We start from the raw sequence: 19,146 nt of genomic DNA on the forward strand, positions 1-19,146 counted from the left end.
TCATGCGTCAATATACAGGTCTGGATAAGTTGATTCATTCTTTTGACCAGGCATTACGCAGTCTAGTCCCGGGCACGACTTCAGCGCAACGTGAAAACCCGGCCCAACCGGTAGAAACGCAGTTAACGGTCAGTGATGCACGACATGTAGCCGGTTTAATGCGGGTCAACCATAGTGGTGAGGTCTGTGCACAGGCACTGTATCATGGTCAGGCCATGACGGCAAAACTCCCGAATGTGCGTCGTGAAATGGAACAGGCTGCAATTGAAGAACAGGATCATCTGGCATGGTGTGAAGACCGTTTGAAAGAACTGGATAGCCATACCAGTCTGCTCAATCCGGTATGGTACGGCCTTTCCTTTGGTATGGGCGCAATTGCCGGAATCGCAGGTGATAAATACAGTCTGGGTTTTGTGGCTGAAACAGAACGTCAGGTCAGCATGCATTTACAGCATCATATTAGCCAGTTGCCCGCTCAGGATGAACGTTCTCGCCGTATTCTGGAACAAATGAACGAAGATGAACTGCACCATCGGGATACAGCTTTAAAGGCAGGTGGTGTAGATTTGCCCATTCCTGTCAAAATCGCCATGACTGGCATTTCCAAGCTGATGACCAAAACCAGCTATTTTATTTAAACCAGTTATTTTCATTCTTAGCCCACTCATTTGTGGGCTTTTTAATAAGTCTCAAATCTTGAGCAAGATAATATTAACTCAAGGCATGTGGTGATCTTATTACTTTTAAGCTCTATAAAATAATAGAGATTGCCTACAGTATCCTTTTAATCTTTTTTGTTCATTTCAGAAAGTAGGTCTAGCTGAATTTCCTGGATTTGTGCCAGCCTTTCCCATTGATGTAGCAGCAAATGATCTAATTTTTCATGTAAATACTGAATTTCCAGTTCAGCTTTTAAATTAATCTGATAATCATTTTGTGAACGTAAACGGTCTTTTGCTTCCTGTCTGTTCTGGCTCATCATAATAATAGGCGCCTGAATCGCTGCAAGACAGGACAGGATTAAATTCAACAGAATAAATGGATAAGGGTCTGCAGGCTGAGTCACCATCACCACAGTATTTATCGTAATCCATAGACCTAGAAAAATTGCAAAACAGATCAGAAAGACCCAACTTCCACCAAAAGTTGCAATTTTATCGGCCAGCCTTTCACCCAAGGTCCATTTTTGTTCCAATGCCGTTTCTACATTTTTGGTGATCAGCTCATGTTCATGCATGCTATGAATCACTTCAAACTCAAGATCAGTCAATTCACCCTTTTCTGAGCTTAATAATGAATGCACATACTGCATGCGATATCGGGTCAGATCTGTCTGGCAGATATAATTTTGCGGTGTCCAGTCAGGAATATCCTTTGCAATTTCTTCGGTAATGACCTTTCTGACAGTTCCCATCGGTGTAAGATTTTTTAAAGGAAAACGTTTGCCGCACACCAAGCAGCTATGATTTTCATTTTTTTCTTTCATGATAATTCTCTTTTATACCAGCTTTCCTATCTATCATTTGGATATATCTTATTGGTTTATTGATTTTTTACTTTTATAATTTTTATATCAGTTCAGTATTACTTTCCCTCGAACTATTAAATTATTAAGTCCCAAATCGGTTAGATCTTTGGTTGATAAAATGCTTTGCCAAGTGCACTATGATCTGATCATTCAGGTTAATTTTCAGATCGATTTCATCTATCTGTCTCTACCTAACATAAATTTACTATAATCATCATAATAATAAAGAAGAGGCTTCATTATGCGCCACTCATACCATCTTGAAAAACATTATATTGAACGTGCGGGCTGGCTTCGCGCAGCTGTACTGGGGGCAAATGACGGAATTATTTCAGTCACCAGTCTGGTGGTGGGTATCGCAGCCAGTGGAGCATCCAAGGAAATTTTACTGGTGACCTGTGTTGCTGGATTAATTTCTGGTGCCGCCTCTATGGCAGCGGGTGAATATATTTCAGTCAAATCCCAGCAGGATATTGAAAAAAATGACCTGCTCATGGAAGAGCGTGAACTGCAACGCCATCCCAATAATGAACTAAATGAGCTGAAGACGATTTATATACAACGCGGCCTGGAACCAGGTTTGGCACAAAGGGTTGCTGAGCAGTTGACTGAACATAATGCTTTGGATGCTCATGCCCGTGATGAGATTGGTATTTCAGCGCATACCTCTGCCCGACCCTTTCTTGCGGCATTTTCTTCAGCTCTGGCATTTACCGTAGGCTCATTATTTCCTTTAATCTCGATTATGATTCTGCCAGATCGATATCTGGATAAAGGCGTTATACTAATTGGGGTTCTAAGCTTGGGAATGATGGGTGCACTGGCAAGTTATGCAGGTGGAGTCAGCGTGTGGAAAGGTGCAGTCCGGGTAATGCTCTGGGGAATTATCGCCATGTTGTTTAGTGCCTGGATAGGATCATTATTTAATGTGTCAGTTGCCTAAACATCTGTTTATCGTTTTGACAGGCTCACAATATGATAGCGTGACTATTATTTTAAGTTAGCTGAATAAGGTTAATAAAAATCTGGCTACGCTAACAAAACTCGGGTTTATTTTAAGCTATTTTGGTTTTAATTTAGAAAATTAAAAGCAACATTCTTGAACTGAAAGATATATTTATGGAAACCGTAATTATTTTTGCCATGTTGGCAATTATCATAGTATTGCTGATCATTTTCTATAACAAGAAAAAGTAAGAAAGCAAATATTCACTTTTATAATTCTAAGGTTTTTGTAAAGCTTAAAATAAATTCTGTAGTTTTAAATCAATCAGACTTCTTTCATGAATCAGAAAATAAGGGTTTATTAAAATTTTAAATATTTTCATTATTAAATGATTTCTAAATCAAGCTCGAGCTATTTTAGCTGAATTTTTCTTTAGATCTAAAAAAAAATGAATCATAAAAAGCCTGATCTTGGTTGATCAGGCAAGACATCGATACTGAATAAAATGCATAAACAAAAAATCATGGGATTTGATTTAAATAAACTGCTTGATTGTTGGAAAACTATGTTGTCCGTATTCAAATATGGCAGCATCCCAGAGATCAAACATCGGAACTTTCACATCCAGAGCCAAAGGCAGTTTTTTTTCATTAAACTGCATATGCGTTAGATCTGATCCCCAGGCAATCAAATCAACATCCAAAGTAATCTGATGTGATGGACGCACTCGCCCAGATGCCTTTTCTAGCTGTTTAAGCAGATCAATCATGTCTTCACTGGACACCGAACTTCGCAATAAACACGCTGCATTCCAGTAATTGGCTCCTATGCCATCACGGCAAGGAATCATATAAATGGGAGAAAACTGAACTTCCCCCCATTCGGAAATACGTTGCTGTGCAGCCTGAAAATGTTGTTGAGGATGACAATTACTCGCTAATGCTAGGGCGAAAATCGTTTCGGTGGCGTTCAAGACGTATTCCTACAGAATTGGCTTGCGCGATAATGGCAGGCTTACGGATCGTAATATTAATCGATTCAATTGCTGTAAAGGTAGTAAAAAGTGCATTTAGCACCAACTTTGCTGCATGTTCAATCAATTCAGGCTTGGCTTCTTGAATGACCTTGCTGGAAATCTCACAAATTTCTGCGTAATTTAGCGTATCTGCAAGCGCATCTGAGTTTGATGCCTGTTCTAAATCGGTGTGAATAGTCAAATCCAGCATTAAAGGCTGAATAATCTGGCGCTCCCAGTTAAAGCAGCCCACAACTGTCTCGACTTTTAAGCCTTCAATAATAATGGCGTCCATTGGATTGCTCGATAAGATGATATTTACCACTAATTTCCCGAAGTCCCTTTTTATTAAAGAGGGACTTGCATTGCTTATATTTTATCAAGCAATGAGACACTCCTCCATGCGCTTTTTTAAAGCCCTGCTTTAAAATTTGCGAAAGAAAAGAAGGTCGGGAGAGATTAAATTAATGCTTTAACAGCAGATTTGGATCCATACTTTGCACCATTTGCAAACGCTGATCTGCATAAATGTCTGTATATGGCGCAAGAATCCGCATAAAACGATCGAAATACAGCATTTGTTTGAACAGTAAGGCAAAATCACGCGGGAAGCGGATGCCATGACGCTCACCCACAGCCACCATATCCATCATGATATCGTTGAGATCTGCAGGACTTGAGGTCAGCAGTTCCTGCGGATCGGCAAGCATCACCCCGCTAAACAGACGCTCAAGATCAGCAGCCAGCACTTTAGTGTCAATCTCAACTGCAGTCATGCCCATTTTCAGCATGTTTTCTGCCATCAAGGTATAATTGGTATGCTGCAAAGCATCCATAAAGGCCATACATGCAGTCCATACTTCAGGTTTGAGCTGCCCAACAATACCGAAATCAATAAAACCAACCCGGCCATCTTCAAGAAGCATCAGATTACCGGCATGCAGATCGGCATGGAAACTATTACACATCATCAGACTACCAAACCAGGTATTCATGGCTGTAATTAATACCTGTGACGGGTCCTTTGCGACCTTTTTCACCACTTCAAAATCGGTCAGTGGCACACCATACAAACGCTGCATGGTCAGGACACGACGAGTTGAATACTGATGATAAACTTTTGGTGCCGTGGCCGCCTTGTTGTTGGTAATATTCAGATAATTGACGAAGTCATCCAGATTTTGTGCTTCTTCAATAAAGTCGACTTCACGTACCATCCGGGTTTTGATTTCTTCGACAATATCGGCCAGTGAGGCAAATTTCACTTTTGGTACGGCTTTTTCCAGCAGCTTTGTTGCCCAATGCAGGACATTCAAGTCGGTATAAAGAATGGTTTCCACACCCGGCTTTTGCACCTTAATAACAACATCTTCACCCGATACCAGTTTGGCCGCATGTACCTGTGCAATTGAGGCAGAAGCCAGTGGTGTTTCCTCGATTGAGGCAAAAATCTCATCCAGATTACGGCCAGCAAATTCTGAGGCCAGTACTTCCTGAATATAGCTAAATGGCAAAGTCGGCGTCTGGTCCAGACAGCCCTGAAATTCTTCTACATATTCACGTGGAAATAATGACGGCGTACTGGCAATAAACTGACCGAGCTTGATATAAGTTGAACCTAATGATTCAAAAGTCTCGCGCATGAGTTTGGCGTTGCTTGGCTTTTCGGTAGCATATTTGATGCCTGCCTTTGCCGCAACCACCGCGGTTTCACCCATACGGGCAACCGAGCGTATTCCATCTAACCAGATATTGTTTTTCATAATGTCTTAGGAAAAATTAATTACATGCAGTGTAGCAAAAAAATTAAAAATTGCAGGTTTATCTTGCCTGACAGATTGGACAATCTGTATCTTTTTCGAAACTTAAAATTCGCTGCTTGAAGCTGAGACCATCCCAAAGCAGAAGTTTCTGTCTCAGTGGCATTACTCCCAAGCCCAAATATAGCAATGCATGATGTGCCTGCAGACTTGCCATCACGTTGGGTGTGGTTGCGAGTACACCAGAATCGGCACAGCGTAAACTAGTATCCTCTTGATGCTCTGGCGGGAAGAGGCAGGCATAACAGGCAGAATCACCTTCAATCATAAACATTTGACCTTGCATGCCAATAGCCGAGGCGCTGATTAAGGGTACATTGAGTTTTACACAGATCTGATTGACCAAGTAGCGTGTTTCAAACTGGTCACAGCCATCCAGCACCAGATCCTGCTGCCCAATAATACTTTCTGCATTGTTCTCAGTTAAGGCCTGATTGATATAGTCAATCTGCACATTCGGATTAATCTGCCCCAGCCTTTTTGCCAGTGTTTCTGCCTTATAAAAACCTAAATCCTGTGGAGTAAAAGCCAGTTGTCGTTGCAGATTACTCATTTCAATCGTATCTGGATCAATCAGGGTAATTTTACCGACACCGGCACGGGCCAGCAGTTCTGCTAAAGCACAACCAATCCCGCCACATCCCACGATACAGATATTAGAAAATTTCAGTTTTTCCTGTGCTTCGATATCCCACCCCTCTAAGAGGAGCTGTCGAGCATATAAGTGCATTTCTGCATCGCTCAGTTCGAATTCTGAAGATACAGTATCCGTATTAAATGTAGACAATGTCTTTCCCTGTTTTGAAAATAGTTAAGAAGTAATCGTCATAGAAGTATAAGTACTGAAATTTCAATATATGGATATATTTCAGGTAAATTGACTTCCCTGCATATAACCAGCAAACCAAGCAATGGCTTAGAAACGGCATCAAATAGCATATCAGTTAAATGCTCGCGATCAAGTTGCCCATCTTGGGGTGCCACAGGATTTTTTAATGATACCAATTAGATCACAACTCGTGGAAAATTCTCATTTGTTTAATAGAAGCTATCAGAAATTTTAGATACTTACGTTGATTTAGAATAGCGTATGAAAATTTTTAGCTTCCTCTACTGTTGCAACATTGTGCCTGAGGATCTGCTAAACATTTCTCTCAATAAGTTATATTGCCACGTTAAACATGCCGAATGTTAACTTGCTGTAGGGAGTGAATTAACTTTTATAGTGCTCAACTCCTTCACTTTTCTTCATTTTCACTTGCGATTTCTTATAATTTTCTCTCATTTATTATCATATATTCACTCTTTACCACCCTGTAACTGCCCCCTGCTTGTTTAGTGCTTCTGTAGTCACTTTCTGCCATTCAGTATGAAAATGTATAAGTTCAGTGAGACCTTCTGTATCGGTTCTTAAATATGGTTAAGCTGCTTAAGGCCACAAAAAACTGAATCTTAAGAACCATGGAGCAATGATATGACTGAACAGCATTCAGAACATAATAACCGTGAAAAATTATGGGAATTGATCAAAGACGTCCGCTTTACCATGATCAGTCATCAAACCGATACTCAAGAACTTCACTCACAGCCAATGACCATGCTTAACTCTGAGGCGATGAATGAGGATCAGAATCTTTATTTTATTATGAAGGACACCAACGATATTGTTCAGGCTGTAAATGCAGGCCGTCGCCATTTGGGACTGTCTTTTTCCAAGCCATCTGATGATATTTATGTATCCATTAGTGCACATGGGGAAATCAGTACAGACCGCATGTTGATTGAGAAGCTATGGAATCCCTGGGCAGAAAACTGGTTTCAGGGCAAAGACGACCCAAGCGTTCGTGTTCTGATTGCCAAAGCAGTAAGTGCTGAATACTGGAATGTGAAAGATAATAAAGTGACCCATTTACTCAAAGTTCTTAAAGGAAATGTAACAGGTAAACCGGAAGAACCGGATACAGAACATGCGAAAGTGACTCTATAAATTTTAAACTTTTCTCTCCTGTTTAGCCTCTTTTTATAAGAGGCTAAATTTTTGATTATTTTGAATTTAAATGATTAAAAATTACATTGTAATGACTCAAATAGCGTGATTAATATTTTAAACAGCTCCTCAAAAGCAATCGGCTAAAAAATAAAAAGGCCGCGATTGCGACCTTATAAATTTGCTTTAGTAAAATTAACTGACCTGTTTTATTGCTTGAATTTTAGCAATTGCCTGCTGTTTAAGCAGATTGCGCTGAATTTTACCACTGGATGTTTTGGGTAAATCACTAACAAATTCAATCTCTTTTGGATAGGCATGTTTAGACAAGCGGGAACGCACATAGTTCTGCAGCTTGATCATCAAGTCTTCATTGGCGGTATATTGTGACTTGAGCACCACGAAGGCCTTCACAATTTCAGTGCGTTCAGGATCTGGCTTACCCACTACGGCGGATTCCAATACTTCCTCACATTCCAGCAAGGTGCTTTCTACATCAAAAGGCCCAACCCGATAGCCCGACGTGGTAATGACATCATCTGCACGACCAATAAAATCAATGCCACCATATTCATTCAGTTTGACTGTGTCACCGGTTAAATAATACTGACCAATAAAGGCTTTCCGGTTATTTCCGCCATAGCCGTCAAACCACATCAAAGGTGAAGCTGAACAGTCTATTGCCAGGGTACCGACACCGCCTTTTTCTACTTCCTGATGCTCTTTATTCAATACTGCAAAACGATGCCCCGGAATCGCAAATCCAGCCGAACCAACTTTTTTATAATGCTCCAGAGCATGATGATTGGCAATCACCATCCCAAGTTCAGTCTGTCCATACTGGTCATAAATATTGACGTTTAGATCCAGATTGAACCATTGAATCACTTCTGGAGTTAAGGGCTCACCTGCACTGCTGACTACACGTAAATATGCACTGATTTCAGCATCAAATTTTTCTTTAAAGCCAAAGAACATCCTGAATGCCGTTGGTGAGCCCGTCAGGTTATTCACCTGATATTTTTTAATGATTTCAATTGCATTGTCTACACTAAAAGCACGCTCATCCATAATGATGCTATGCCCTAAGCTCAAAGGACCTGCAATGCCATAATACAGGCCATAGGCCCAACCCGGATCGGCCAGATTCCAGAATGAATCCTCCTCACGTAAATCGACAGCGTGTAGCATATAGCCTTTAAATGCCAGTAAAGCCTTTAAAGGAACAGGCACTGATTTCGCCAGTCCGGTGGTACCTGAAGTAAACATCATCAAAAAAATATCACTGAATCGGCCTTGAACCGGTTCAAAATCGCTTGGATATTCCTTGATTTCAGTCCAGAAATCGGCATCTTCTTCAGCACAATCAGGAGTTGGATGTACAGTTAAAATATGAGGAATGCTCAGATCATTCAGTTTTGAATGCTGCTCCTGATTGGTAATAATCAGCTTGGTTTGAGCAGAGTTGATCCGATGTTCAATAGCCTTGCTTTCAAAAGCAGTAAATAGAGGCTGATAAACCGCACCGATACGCCAGGTCGCCAGTATGGTAATCAGTAGTTCGGGAGTGCGTGGAAGCAGACCGGCAATACAGTCACCGGCTTTTAAACCCAGAGAATGCATATAATTGGCCAGCTGTCCTGAAGCCACGGCCAGTTGTTCAAAGGTCCACTGCTCTGCGTCTCCATTTTTACCTTCCCAGATCAGTGCAGTTCGGTTTTGACCCAGGTAGCGACCACAGCATTCGGTATAAGCATTGATGTTCTCTGCGTTTCCAACCAGATGTTCCTGAACCATATTTTCAAAATTAAAATCAGCATATGCCTGCTCTAGTGTCTTCATGACGACAACCTCTTTCCTATTGTAGTTTTCAGGCGACCTTGCCTGAGTTTATCCAATCCATTTGTATTTGTTGTTCCTGCTGATTCCATCAGCATAATTTTTTCAAATCTGCATTCATGCCCTATGGCTAGGACCTGAATAAAGCTTATTTTCGATTATTCGCACTGTATGTCTTTAGAGCATCATATTCAGTTGAATCCTGCAATTTCCATATCCATCAATGTAAGTGCAGGATTTGAACATCCCTCAAAGTCTGTTTTTTTAAATTAAAAATCAGCGTTGACATACTTCACGCGCAATCACCAGTCGTTGAATATCTGATGCACCTTCATAAATCTGGCTCACTCGCACATCACGATAGATACGTTCAACCGGAAAATCCGACACATAGCCATAGCCACCATGAATCTGGATCGCATCCGAACAGACTCGCTCTGCGATAGTCGAAGCAAACAGCTTGGCCATAGAAGCTTCTTTTAAGCATGGCTGGCCAGCATCTTTGAGCGTTGCCGCATGCAAGACCAGTTGTCGCGCCGCTTCAATCTGGGTGGCCATATCGGCAAGCCGGAATGCCACAGCCTGATGTTGAACCAGTTCCACCCCAAAGGATTTACGCTGATTGGCATACTCTACCGCGGCATCCAGTGCAGCACGTGCCATACCGACAGATTGTGCTGCAATCCCGATCCGGCCCGACTCCAGATTAGACAAGGCAATTTTGTATCCTTCGCCTTCCTGCCCCAGCAGGTTGGCAGCAGGAATCCGGCAATTATCCAGAACGATGGTCGCGGTATCAGAACAATGTTGCCCCATTTTTTCTTCCAGACTGGACACGATATAACCCGGTATATCGGTCGGCACCAGAAAACATGAAATACCTTTTTTCCCTGCAGATTTATCGGTCACAGCAAATACTAGTGCAATCTGTGCGTGTTTACCTGTGGTGATAAATTGCTTGATGCCATTTAAAACCCACTCGTCGCCATCACGTTCGGCTTTACATTCCAGAGCGCTGGCATCCGACCCAGCTTGTGGCTCCGTCAGGCAAAAACACCCCAGCCATTCACCTGTCGCCAGTTTGGTCAGATATTTCTGTTTTTGTTCCTCTGTGCCATAGCGCTGGGTAATACCACAAGGCAAAGAATTCTGCACGCTGACAATCGTCGAGATCGCTCCATCTCCGGCGGCGATTTCCTCAAGAGTCAGTACCAGCGAAACATAGTCCAGACCTGCTCCACCCCATTGCTCGGAAACAGTCATGCCCAAAGCACCCAGCTCACCCAGTTCTTTGAGCTCCTGTGTGGGAAATTGTGCTGTTTTATCGCGCAAACCAGCGGTTGGTTTCAGCTTCTGCTGCGAATAATTCCGCATCATTTCCTGAATCATTTTTTGTTCGTCATTTAAAATCACGGGCCTTTCCCTTCTTTATTCGTTCTATCCAGCATCAGCACAGACTTTTTAATTTTCAAAATGTGATGTTTTTTTGGATGTATTCGGCAAATTCAACATACAACTTTCCCTGGCACGTCATTGCCATTTTGATGAATCAGAGAAAGTATCTTTATTTAATGAATTATTTTGGTGCCATACGGATTGCACCATCCAGACGAATCACTTCACCATTCAAATAACTATTTTCAAAAATATGACCAACTAACTGAGCAAATTCCCGTGGTTTGGCCAGACGTGGTGGAAATGGCACCATTTGTCCTAAAGCATCCTGGACATTTTGCGGCATGCCTTTCAGCATTGGAGTTTCCATGATGCCCGGCGCGATGGTCATGACACGGATCGCTTCACGAGCCAGTTCACGTGCCAAAGGTAAAGTCATTGCGACTACTGCACCTTTGGATGCCGCATAAGCAGTTTGACCAATTTGGCCGTCATAAGCGGCAACCGAAGCGGTATTCACAATCACGCCACGTTCTTCTTCACCCGATTGCAGCTCATATTTTGCGATTAAAGCCGCCGCATGACGCAGCATATTAAAAGTACCGCTCACATTAATATTCAGCACTTTCTGGAACATCGCCAATTCATGGATGCCGTTTCGTCCCAATATTTTGGCAGATGGTGCAATCCCGGCACAGTTCACCAGACCATTTAGCTGACCATAATTGCTTTCGACTTCAGCAAAGAAGGCTTCGACAGCCTGCTCATCAGTGACATCCAGTTGTACAAATTCGGCCTGCTCACCCAGTTGCTCCTGCATAGCGACACCCTGTTCCTGGTTCATGTCTACCAGAATAACCTTGGCACCCTGTTCCACCAGATGGGTTGCTGTGGCTGCACCCAGACCCGACGCGCCCCCGGTAACCACTATCACTTTTCCCTGAATTTTCATGTTTATGTCCTTTAGATATTTTAAAAGTTACGACTTATGAAGAAGAGTAAACAGAGATTTTATTCTGTACAATTTCCAAATATTGCATCTTGATTGATGGATTTGGACAATAAAAAAAGGATTTCTGACCGGCCATGCATTTACCTGTCTTGGAATATAGCAAGGGAACCATCTCGATTGATCTGGTTCATGAAGCATTATTGAATGCCAAAGCACAACATTACGATATTGCTGTTATCTTAAATAAAGCCGGTATTCCGTTAGAGATTCTGCACTCAGCTAAGGCTCGGATTTCAGTGGCGCAATATGCAGCACTATGGACCGCGTTAGCAGACAGCATGAATGATGAATTTTTTGGTATGGATAGTCATCCCATGCGCCGTGGCAGTTTCAAGCTGTTATCCAAAATGCTGTTGCAGACAGAGACACTAGAACAAGCCTTGCAACAAATCCTGCAGTTTTTTAACCTGATTCTGGATGATCTGCACAGTACACTCATGGTCGAGGAAAACTTTGCCTATATCGTAATTTATGACCAGAAACAGACCAAACGCATGTTCAGTTATGCCACCTATGTAATGCTGATCCATACCCTCTTATGCTGGTTAAGCGGCCAGCGAATTTTACTCAATCAGATTCAGCTGAAATGCACCGCGCCAATCAATGATTTTGACTATAAAGTCCGGTTTTGTGAACAGATTGAATATCAGGCCAGTGAAAACTATATCCAGTTTGATGCTGCCTATTTGCAACTCCCAGTAAAACAGGATCAGACTTCCTGGTATCAGTTTATTCAGCAGACGCCACATAACCTGCTGGTCCGTTTTAAAAATCCGTATGCTTTAAGCACCCAGATTCGCAAACAGCTATTAGATGTACCACCCGCAGACTGGCTGGAACTGAATGAACTTGCTTTGAAAATGAATATCTCTGAAGCCACCATACAACGCCGTCTGAAAAATGAAGGCCTGAGTTATCAGCAACTTAAAAATGAAATTCGTTGTGATACTGCGATTGAGCTCTTAACCCGTACAGAGCAAAGTCTGCAGGATATCAGTGATCAGTTAAATTTCCAGGAAGTCAGTGCCTTTCATCGTGCCTTTAAAAAATGGACTGGTGTCAGCCCAGGGGCTTACCGGCAAAATATTACAAAATAATCTATATATTAAGACTTGAAAACGATTAAACCCCAATCAATAAATTTAACCGTATGTTTATTCAATATTTATATATTTCAAGGATCACAGCCTTAAATTACAGAACTAAACAGTCATTCTAAAAGCTTTTATTTTCCTATTAATATGGGTTATTTTTCAATCACTTTAGAACATCCATTTTTGGCTGTTTTTATATTTTCCTTTATTTTTGAAGGTATCTCCATGTTAAAGATGACTGATGTACTTGAACAAAATCTTGTTCAGAACTTCTCTAAAGCTTTATTTTCTTCAACTGATCTCATCACAGAACAGTTGAATCAAGGGATTTTAAATGCATCGGATGCAGAACTTAAACATGCAATTCTGCACTTCTTTAATCAGGTAGACGCTGTAGAAGCGGCTCAAGCCCTTGAAATACCAGCAGAACGTATCAACGAGTTACAGCAAGGTATTGCCTTGAAAGATGAAGAATCTTTGGCAGACACTTTGAAGGTTGTGGCACTTTGTCTGGCAATGGAAACCGGCAGTCTGGATCAGGTCGAAGTATATGACTGTCTACAAGACTATCCGATGTAATTCTTTTTAAGTATTCCTCGAAAGCGGTGCTCTGGCATCGCTTTTTTTATTTTTAGTTATACTGCCTTGGCGTGATGCCATTAAGAATGTTTAAGGTTTCAGATGCAGCTGGGAATTGATAAAACTTGAATAAAAAAGCGACCATACCGGTCGCTTTTTAATAAAGAAAGATAGATTACAGATTAATGTGGCCACTGCGCCAAAGTCACACGATCATTACCGCCATAATCTTTAACCGTGCGGACTTGCTTATAGCCCGCCTGTTTAAATAGATGTTGTACGGCGTCTGCCTGATCATAACCATGCTCAAGCACCACCCAACCATTCACAGTCAAATGCTTCTTGGCTTGAATAATAATGTCCTCCAGATCAGCCAGACCTTTTTTGTCTGCCACTAGAGCACGTTCCGGCTCAGTCGCCAGATTTGGCATATGTGCATCATTGGCATCGATATACGGCGGGTTTGATACAATCGCATCAAAGAACTGACGGCCAAATGGCTTCAACCATGAACCGAGAACAAATTCCACATTCTCAATATCATGCTGTTCTGCATTATACTTCGCTACCTCAAGCGTAGGCGCGTAAATATCCGAAGCCGTTACGAACCAGTTTGGACGCTCGGATGCAAGCGATAAGGCAATTGCACCTGTACCGGTACCTAAATCTGCCACACGGGCATCTTCAGGCAGATCTAACTTCAATACGGTCTCAACTAGCACTTCAGTATCCGGACGTGGCACCAAAGTATCTTTGGTCACTTTGAGGTCCAAAGTCCAGAATGGCTGTGAACCAGTGACATAAGCCAAAGGCTCACCGGCAGCTATACGCGCCAGCCCGTCTTTATACGACTGTTCCTGTTCCGGCGTTAGTTCCTGATCCTTTTTCATTAGCAGATCAAATGAATCAATCTTGGTGATGTGTTCCAGTAACCAGGCATTTTCCTGACGTTCGTAACTCTCAGCTTCGCCGCGCAAAGCCAGCGCTTGTAAAATATTCATTATCCACCATTCTGCTGTGCAAGCATGGCCAACTGATCGGCCTGATATTCACGATGCAGACTGTCCAGCAATTCAGTCAGGTCACCTTCCATCACCGCATCCAGCTTATATAAGGTCAAGTTAATACGATGATCGGTCATACGGCCTTGTGGATAGTTGTAGGTACGAATACGTTCTGACCGGTCACCTGAACCAACTAGGTCACGACGCATTTCAGAAGTAGCCGCATCCGCAGCAGCACGTTTGGCATTTTCCAGACGTGAAACCAGTAAAGCCATGGCTTTGGCTTTATTTTTATGCTGTGAACGTTCATCCTGACACTCAACCACTGTACCGGTTGGGAGGTGGGTAATACGCACAGCAGAGTCAGTTTTGTTAATATGCTGACCACCGGCACCTGAAGCACGGTAAGTATCAATACGCAAATCAGATGAATTGATTTCAACCGAAGTATCGACATCCACTTCCGGAAGAATCGCTACCGTACATGCAGAAGTATGGACGCGGCCCTGAGATTCGGTTGCAGGTACACGCTGCACACGATGCGCACCACTTTCGAATTTCAGGCGACCATAGACACCTTCACCATTAATCAGACAAATGACTTCTTTATAACCGCCATGCTCGCCTTCATTTTCGGACAGGATTTCAAGTTTCCAGCCTTGAGACTCAGCATATTTACTATACATACGGAACAGGTCACCCGAGAAAATTGCCGCTTCATCACCGCCTGTTCCAGCACGAATTTCTAAATACGCCGAGTTGGCATCATTCGGATCTTTCGGAATCATCAGGATATTCAGATCAGCTTCAAGCGATTCAATTAAAGCTTTATTTTCTTTAATTTCTTCCTGTGCCATTTCCTTGAAATCCGGGTCTGACAGCATGGCCTGAGCCGTTTCGATGTCTTCTTCAGCCTGTCTGTACTTGGTCCAGACATTGGTGATTTCTGTTAAGTCATTATGCTCACGTGATAATTGACGGAAGCGCTTGTTATCAGAAATGACTTCTACATCAGCTAGCAATGCGGTCAGTTCTTCATGGCGGTCAGAGAGCTGGTCTAATCGTAAACGTAACGATTCTTTCATTTTCTAAAAAATCTCAAACATATGGCTGCAGCTAAATATTCATTTAGCACAGCGAAATCAAAAAATTGCGCCTAGTTTAACGACTCTGGCCTCTAATGAACATCATTATTGAGTAAGTCCAGCTTGCTATTGTTCTCGTTCTAATGCCTTTGTTAATAAATATGATTAAAAATAGTAAAACTGCCTTTGTTAATAAATATGATTAAAAATAGTAAAACTGCCTTTTTAGTAATCGATCTTATGCTTATTTACTGCCGATTTTACAATTTTCCAAATAAATCCAGTAATTATGAAGAAAGATCTTCATATTGTTTGCAGCATGATTTGTTACATTTTCTGCATCGAAATAACTACAGTCCCATAAATGGACACGGAGTAATGACATGAAGCTTAATGCACTTTTAATGAGTACAGTTTTAGCTGCTGGTTCAATGATGACTGTAAACGCATATGCAGACAGTACAGCACGCGTTGCAGCAGCAAGTGCTTTGGGTAGTGTTGCGGGTACAGCTTTAGGTAAAAATATGGGTGGCAATACTGGTGCAACCTTGGGTGCTGCTTTAGGTGGTGCTGGTGGTGCAGCGGTTGCAAGCAGCAAGAAAAACCGGACTGAATCTGCAATTGGTGGCGCTCTAGGTGGCGGTGCAGGATATACAGTAGGTAAAAATATGGGCGGCTCTAACGGTGGCTATATTGGATCAGCATTGGGCGCTGCGGGTGGTGCTGCATTAGGTAACAAGATTTCCAAGGATAAAACTGCTGAAAAACGCTCTAAACACTGGAAAAAACGTTACCGTTAATTTGAATTCAGGCATTTTAGGCCAGCGGCTACATTTAACACAAGAGGCACCTTCGGGTGCTTTTTTATTGCTCTTTTATTCCCTCCAAATTCATGTAAAGCATCAACTTATCTTGCCAACATCATGAATAAATTAAGGAGATAAAAATCACAATTCGCCAACACTGCCTCCATGCTGTTTGGCGCTTGCTAGATTAAATTGATTTTATCAACAAAATACAGCTAGATATATAAAAGGTGTCCTCATGAACTATAAATCTCTAATGATCGCTGTCGTAGCAACCTCAGCCATGGGTATGACAGCTGCCAATGCAGGCAATACAACCAATACAGCTTTAGCTTCTGCTTTAGGGGGCGTTGTGGGTGCCGCAGTCGGTAATAAAATGGGTGGCTCTACTGGCGCAACAATCGGTTCTGCGATTGGTGGCGGTGCAGGTGCCGCAGTGGCAGCAAATAAACGTGACCGTAATGGTGCGATTATCGGTGGTGCTTTAGGTGGCGGTGCAGGTTATGCAGTAGGTCGAAATATGGCTGGCAGCAATGGTGGTTATATCGGTGCAGCACTCGGTTCAGCAGGCGGTTCAGCTTTAGGTAAAAAAGTTAGCGAAGACCGTCGTTATGATGATCGTAGCGAACGTCGCTATAACTCTTCTCGCAATTACCGTTACAACGATTATCGCTACAATAACCGTCGTCGTTAAGACTTCATCTTTTATCCTTTCCTCCTTTATAAGCATCTTCGGATGCTTATTTTTTTTATCTTTATAATTTAGTTTACACTTATATCGATTTTCTTCGATATACAAATACAATCTAAAGTCGTATGCTTTTAAAGATGTCTATTTAAGAGTAATACTATGCGTACACTTAACGATACCCAGTTCTCTATCCTCGAACTGGTTCCTGTTCGTGACGACAAGAGCATTCAATTTGCGCTAAACCATGCGCTCGAACTTGCCCAAACAGCAGAAAAATTGGGTTATCGCCGGATGTGGCTGGCAGAACATCATAATATGGATGGCATCGCCAGCTCAGCAACCGCAGTTCTCTTAGGCTATTTACTGGCAAATACCAAAACCTTAACTTTAGGTTCTGGCGGAATTATGTTACCCAACCATGCCCCGTTGGTCGTGGCTGAACAGTTCGGCACATTGGCAACGCTCTATCCGGATCGTATTGAACTGGGTCTGGGCCGTGCTCCAGGCACCGATCAAATGACCATGCGTGCCCTACGTCGTGGCCGTCAGGAAACCGAAGACCAGTTTCCACAAGATGTACTGGAAATTCTGCAGTATTTTAAAGATCCAATTCCTGGACAACGTATCGTGGCAACACCGGGTCAAAGCACCCATGTTCCAGTGTGGTTATTAGGCTCCAGCCTGTTTAGTGCCCAGCTCGCAGCGAAACTTGGTCTGCCTTATTCATTTGCTTCGCATTTTGCTCCACGTATGCTGGGTCAGGCGATTCAGCTGTATCGTGACAATTTCCAACCCTCTGAATATCTGGATCGCCCCTATGTTTCTATGGGCGTACCGACCTGTGTCGCAGATACCGATGAAGAAGCAGAATATCTGGCAACAAGTGCTTACCAACGTGTGCTTTCCCTGATTCGCGGTCAGAGCCTGAAACTGAAAGCTCCGATTGAATCAATGGAAGGGCTTTGGTCACCACCAGAAAAAATGTCTGTCGATAATTTCTTTGCCATGGCACAGGTGGGTTCTAAAGAAACTGTTAAAGCGGGGCTGGAAACACTTCTGGCAAAATATGATGTGGATGAGTTTATTTTCACCTGTGATATTTATGATACAGAGAAACGTCTGCATAACTTTGAATTACTGATGCAAATCAAGAACGGGCAATAGATCTCATCTCTAAGTCAAAAAATGATTTTTTATTAATATTTAAATGGGTATTTAAATTTCCTTCTCCTCTAAGGAGGAGCATGCTACGCAAGGGGGAGAAGAAATTTTTATACACAACCTCTTCCTAGCCTTTCCTATAAGGAAAGGGAATTTCTTTGATAATGCTGACTTTTTCTAGTTTGTGTTATTGTCATCTACAATACCCATTCTTCGGAATGGGTATTGTTTTTAATCTATACATTGATCTGTATGGCCAGCCACACAAATTCACGTGTTATCTTTTTTAATAGATATTTTTCTCTGGGCTTGCTCTTTTGCACTAAAAACAACTATAGAAAATAGAATGACTGTCTAAGTTAAATTTTAAACTTTACTGCTCTGGGGCTTTTGTTAATATCTATAGAAAAGCAAATAAAATCAATTATTAAAAAATTTCAAGGAAAAACAATGTCTACCAAGCAGGATGTACATATGGGCATATTCGAGAATCGTCCCGAAAATTTCCAGCATTTTGCTGGCTTTAAAGTGCCCTCTTCCCAGCTTGCTGAATTAGACTGCGCTGGGAAAGATATTGCGATTATTGGCACGGATCAGTTTACCGTGAGTCATCTCAATCACATTAGCCAGCACGCCCGATCAGTGAAAGTTTTTCAGATTAATCCGCAATTCGTGCTTCCCGGTACAGAGCATGGTCTGCAACGACTACTGAATCATCCTTTGATTATCAAAAATCGCCGCCTGTTTAATAGCCGGATCAAAAGTATTTTGTCCTTACGTTATCTGGAAAATCAGGTCCAGAATTTATGGTTAAGACGTCAACTTATGCCAAATCTCGCCGAAGTATCTAAAGTTTATTTAAAATCTGATCATTACTATACTGCCTTGCAACGTGAAAATTGCCAGCTGATTACCTGGCCCATTTCAAAAATTTCTAAAGATAGCATTTATTGTATTAATGGCGCTCAGCATCAGGTCGAACTGATTGTGTATACGTTTTCAGTATAAAACTGATCAATGGATAGGCCAGTAAACTGAAATTATAAGCTGTATCTAAAAAATGCAAGGTCTATAAAATTGAATTTTTTGGTGAGTATCTAAACAAGTTGATTATAAAATAGTGGAATGTATTTTTTAAAAAAATATTCAGTATTTTATTTGTTTATAATATTGATATTTTATTT

At 41.9% G+C, this 19,146-nt stretch carries 19 protein-coding genes; 9 read left to right on the forward strand and 10 right to left on the reverse strand.

The features are described from left to right. Positions 1 to 2: 2 nt before the first annotated feature. Entirely contained in the window at positions 3 to 638 is a 636-nt protein-coding gene (coq7, locus tag VXQ92_RS04625) for a 2-polyprenyl-3-methyl-6-methoxy-1,4-benzoquinone monooxygenase (protein ID WP_416680630.1), read from the forward strand. 146 nt (positions 639 to 784) lie between these two features. Here coq7 and VXQ92_RS04630 read toward each other — a convergent pair whose 3' ends face one another. After that, positions 785 to 1,486 (reverse strand): DUF1003 domain-containing protein, encoded by a 702-nt coding sequence (locus VXQ92_RS04630; RefSeq protein WP_064096493.1) that lies wholly within the window; start codon positions 1,484 to 1,486, stop codon positions 785 to 787. A gap of 283 nt (positions 1,487 to 1,769) precedes the next feature. On the opposite strand from VXQ92_RS04630, the gene VXQ92_RS04635 reads away from it, so the two are divergent. Further along, on the forward strand, positions 1,770 to 2,471 hold the full coding sequence (locus tag VXQ92_RS04635; RefSeq protein ID WP_064102681.1) for a VIT1/CCC1 transporter family protein: 702 nt from the start codon (positions 1,770 to 1,772) through the stop codon (positions 2,469 to 2,471). 538 nt (positions 2,472 to 3,009) lie between these two features. Here the strand turns inward: VXQ92_RS04635 and VXQ92_RS04640 are convergent. From VXQ92_RS04640 to VXQ92_RS04655, 4 genes are all read right to left on the reverse strand, one after another. After that, positions 3,010 to 3,447, reverse strand: coding sequence for a 2-amino-4-hydroxy-6-hydroxymethyldihydropteridine diphosphokinase (locus VXQ92_RS04640; RefSeq protein ID WP_416680632.1), 438 nt, complete (start codon positions 3,445 to 3,447; stop codon positions 3,010 to 3,012). Then, positions 3,404 to 3,784, reverse strand: a complete 381-nt coding sequence (gene folB, locus VXQ92_RS04645) for a dihydroneopterin aldolase (protein WP_064096496.1) — start codon at positions 3,782 to 3,784, stop codon at positions 3,404 to 3,406. Before folB ends, VXQ92_RS04640 begins: the two co-directional genes overlap by 44 nt. A 169-nt stretch (positions 3,785 to 3,953) precedes the next feature. Continuing rightward, positions 3,954 to 5,252, reverse strand: a complete 1,299-nt coding sequence (locus VXQ92_RS04650) for an ABC1 kinase family protein (protein WP_416680633.1) — start codon at positions 5,250 to 5,252, stop codon at positions 3,954 to 3,956. 58 nt (positions 5,253 to 5,310) lie between these two features. Further along, on the reverse strand, positions 5,311 to 6,096 hold the full coding sequence (locus tag VXQ92_RS04655; protein WP_416680634.1) for a HesA/MoeB/ThiF family protein: 786 nt from the start codon (positions 6,094 to 6,096) through the stop codon (positions 5,311 to 5,313). A 687-nt stretch (positions 6,097 to 6,783) separates the two neighbouring features. Here VXQ92_RS04655 and VXQ92_RS04660 point away from each other — a divergent pair. Continuing rightward, entirely contained in the window at positions 6,784 to 7,296 is a 513-nt protein-coding gene (locus VXQ92_RS04660) for a pyridoxamine 5'-phosphate oxidase family protein (RefSeq protein ID WP_416680635.1), read from the forward strand. A 195-nt stretch (positions 7,297 to 7,491) separates the two neighbouring features. On the opposite strand, the gene VXQ92_RS04665 is transcribed toward VXQ92_RS04660, so the two are convergent. The 3 genes from VXQ92_RS04665 to VXQ92_RS04675 form a co-directional block, all read right to left on the reverse strand. Continuing rightward, on the reverse strand, positions 7,492 to 9,138 hold the full coding sequence (locus tag VXQ92_RS04665; RefSeq protein ID WP_416680636.1) for an AMP-binding protein: 1,647 nt from the start codon (positions 9,136 to 9,138) through the stop codon (positions 7,492 to 7,494). Positions 9,139 to 9,411: 273 nt separating this feature from the next. Next, positions 9,412 to 10,548 carry an acyl-CoA dehydrogenase family protein gene (locus VXQ92_RS04670; protein ID WP_416680637.1) on the reverse strand — a complete coding sequence of 379 codons (1,137 nt, stop codon included), beginning with the start codon at positions 10,546 to 10,548 and terminating at the stop codon, positions 9,412 to 9,414. A gap of 163 nt (positions 10,549 to 10,711) precedes the next feature. After that, positions 10,712 to 11,482: a 3-hydroxyacyl-CoA dehydrogenase gene (locus VXQ92_RS04675; RefSeq protein WP_416680639.1), complete on the reverse strand. Its 771-nt coding sequence runs from the start codon at positions 11,480 to 11,482 to the stop codon at positions 10,712 to 10,714. Positions 11,483 to 11,616: 134 nt separating this feature from the next. Here VXQ92_RS04675 and VXQ92_RS04680 point away from each other — a divergent pair, with 134 nt between their 5' ends. Together VXQ92_RS04680 and VXQ92_RS04685 are read left to right on the forward strand one after the other, a co-directional pair. Next, positions 11,617 to 12,639, forward strand: a complete 1,023-nt coding sequence (locus VXQ92_RS04680; RefSeq protein ID WP_416680641.1) for an AraC family transcriptional regulator — start codon at positions 11,617 to 11,619, stop codon at positions 12,637 to 12,639. Between the two features lie 222 nt (positions 12,640 to 12,861). Next, a complete protein-coding gene (locus tag VXQ92_RS04685) occupies positions 12,862 to 13,215 on the forward strand; it encodes a hypothetical protein (RefSeq protein ID WP_064102753.1) in 354 nt (117 codons plus the stop codon). 182 nt (positions 13,216 to 13,397) lie between these two features. On the opposite strand, the gene prmC is transcribed toward VXQ92_RS04685, so the two are convergent. After that, positions 13,398 to 14,216, reverse strand: coding sequence for a peptide chain release factor N(5)-glutamine methyltransferase (prmC, locus tag VXQ92_RS04690; RefSeq protein ID WP_416680642.1), 819 nt, complete (start codon positions 14,214 to 14,216; stop codon positions 13,398 to 13,400). Then, a complete protein-coding gene (prfA, locus tag VXQ92_RS04695; protein WP_064096505.1) occupies positions 14,216 to 15,304 on the reverse strand; it encodes a peptide chain release factor 1 in 1,089 nt (362 codons plus the stop codon). The genes prmC and prfA overlap by 1 nt, the downstream gene beginning before the upstream one ends. 383 nt (positions 15,305 to 15,687) lie before the next feature. Between prfA and VXQ92_RS04700 the strand changes: the two genes are divergently transcribed. The 4 genes from VXQ92_RS04700 to VXQ92_RS04715 all read left to right on the forward strand — a co-directional run bounded on the left by VXQ92_RS04700 (position 15,688) and on the right by VXQ92_RS04715 (position 18,970). Continuing rightward, complete coding sequence (locus VXQ92_RS04700) at positions 15,688 to 16,104, forward strand: glycine zipper 2TM domain-containing protein (RefSeq protein WP_064096506.1); 417 nt, start codon at positions 15,688 to 15,690, stop codon at positions 16,102 to 16,104. Positions 16,105 to 16,348: 244 nt separating this feature from the next. Continuing rightward, the gene (locus VXQ92_RS04705) at positions 16,349 to 16,804 is read left to right on the forward strand and encodes a hypothetical protein (protein WP_416680643.1); all 456 of its coding nucleotides are present in this window, start codon (positions 16,349 to 16,351) and stop codon (positions 16,802 to 16,804) included. Between the two features lie 156 nt (positions 16,805 to 16,960). Further along, the gene (locus VXQ92_RS04710; RefSeq protein WP_416680644.1) at positions 16,961 to 17,965 is read left to right on the forward strand and encodes an LLM class flavin-dependent oxidoreductase; all 1,005 of its coding nucleotides are present in this window, start codon (positions 16,961 to 16,963) and stop codon (positions 17,963 to 17,965) included. A 447-nt stretch (positions 17,966 to 18,412) separates the two neighbouring features. Next, positions 18,413 to 18,970 (forward strand): flavoprotein, encoded by a 558-nt coding sequence (locus tag VXQ92_RS04715; protein WP_191730596.1) that lies wholly within the window; start codon positions 18,413 to 18,415, stop codon positions 18,968 to 18,970. Positions 18,971 to 19,146 lie beyond the last annotated feature (176 nt).

Source organism: Acinetobacter sp. 228 (assembly GCF_048147885.1).

Bases quoted from the DNA above. Each gene is read 5' to 3' on its own strand.
- coq7 (WP_416680630.1), top strand. From the start codon at position 3: ATGCGTCAATATACAGGTCTGGATAAGTTGATTCATTCTTTTGACCAG.
- VXQ92_RS04630 (WP_064096493.1), bottom strand. From the start codon at position 1,486: ATGAAAGAAAAAAATGAAAATCATAGCTGCTTGGTGTGCGGCAAACGT.
- VXQ92_RS04635 (WP_064102681.1), top strand. From the start codon at position 1,770: ATGCGCCACTCATACCATCTTGAAAAACATTATATTGAACGTGCGGGC.
- folB (WP_064096496.1), bottom strand. From the start codon at position 3,784: ATGGACGCCATTATTATTGAAGGCTTAAAAGTCGAGACAGTTGTGGGC.
- VXQ92_RS04650 (WP_416680633.1), bottom strand. From the start codon at position 5,252: ATGAAAAACAATATCTGGTTAGATGGAATACGCTCGGTTGCCCGTATG.
- VXQ92_RS04660 (WP_416680635.1), top strand. From the start codon at position 6,784: ATGACTGAACAGCATTCAGAACATAATAACCGTGAAAAATTATGGGAA.
- VXQ92_RS04665 (WP_416680636.1), bottom strand. From the start codon at position 9,138: ATGAAGACACTAGAGCAGGCATATGCTGATTTTAATTTTGAAAATATG.
- VXQ92_RS04675 (WP_416680639.1), bottom strand. From the start codon at position 11,482: ATGAAAATTCAGGGAAAAGTGATAGTGGTTACCGGGGGCGCGTCGGGT.
- VXQ92_RS04680 (WP_416680641.1), top strand. From the start codon at position 11,617: ATGCATTTACCTGTCTTGGAATATAGCAAGGGAACCATCTCGATTGAT.
- VXQ92_RS04685 (WP_064102753.1), top strand. From the start codon at position 12,862: ATGTTAAAGATGACTGATGTACTTGAACAAAATCTTGTTCAGAACTTC.
- prmC (WP_416680642.1), bottom strand. From the start codon at position 14,216: ATGAATATTTTACAAGCGCTGGCTTTGCGCGGCGAAGCTGAGAGTTAC.
- prfA (WP_064096505.1), bottom strand. From the start codon at position 15,304: ATGAAAGAATCGTTACGTTTACGATTAGACCAGCTCTCTGACCGCCAT.
- VXQ92_RS04700 (WP_064096506.1), top strand. From the start codon at position 15,688: ATGAAGCTTAATGCACTTTTAATGAGTACAGTTTTAGCTGCTGGTTCA.
- VXQ92_RS04705 (WP_416680643.1), top strand. From the start codon at position 16,349: ATGAACTATAAATCTCTAATGATCGCTGTCGTAGCAACCTCAGCCATG.
- VXQ92_RS04710 (WP_416680644.1), top strand. From the start codon at position 16,961: ATGCGTACACTTAACGATACCCAGTTCTCTATCCTCGAACTGGTTCCT.
- VXQ92_RS04715 (WP_191730596.1), top strand. From the start codon at position 18,413: ATGTCTACCAAGCAGGATGTACATATGGGCATATTCGAGAATCGTCCC.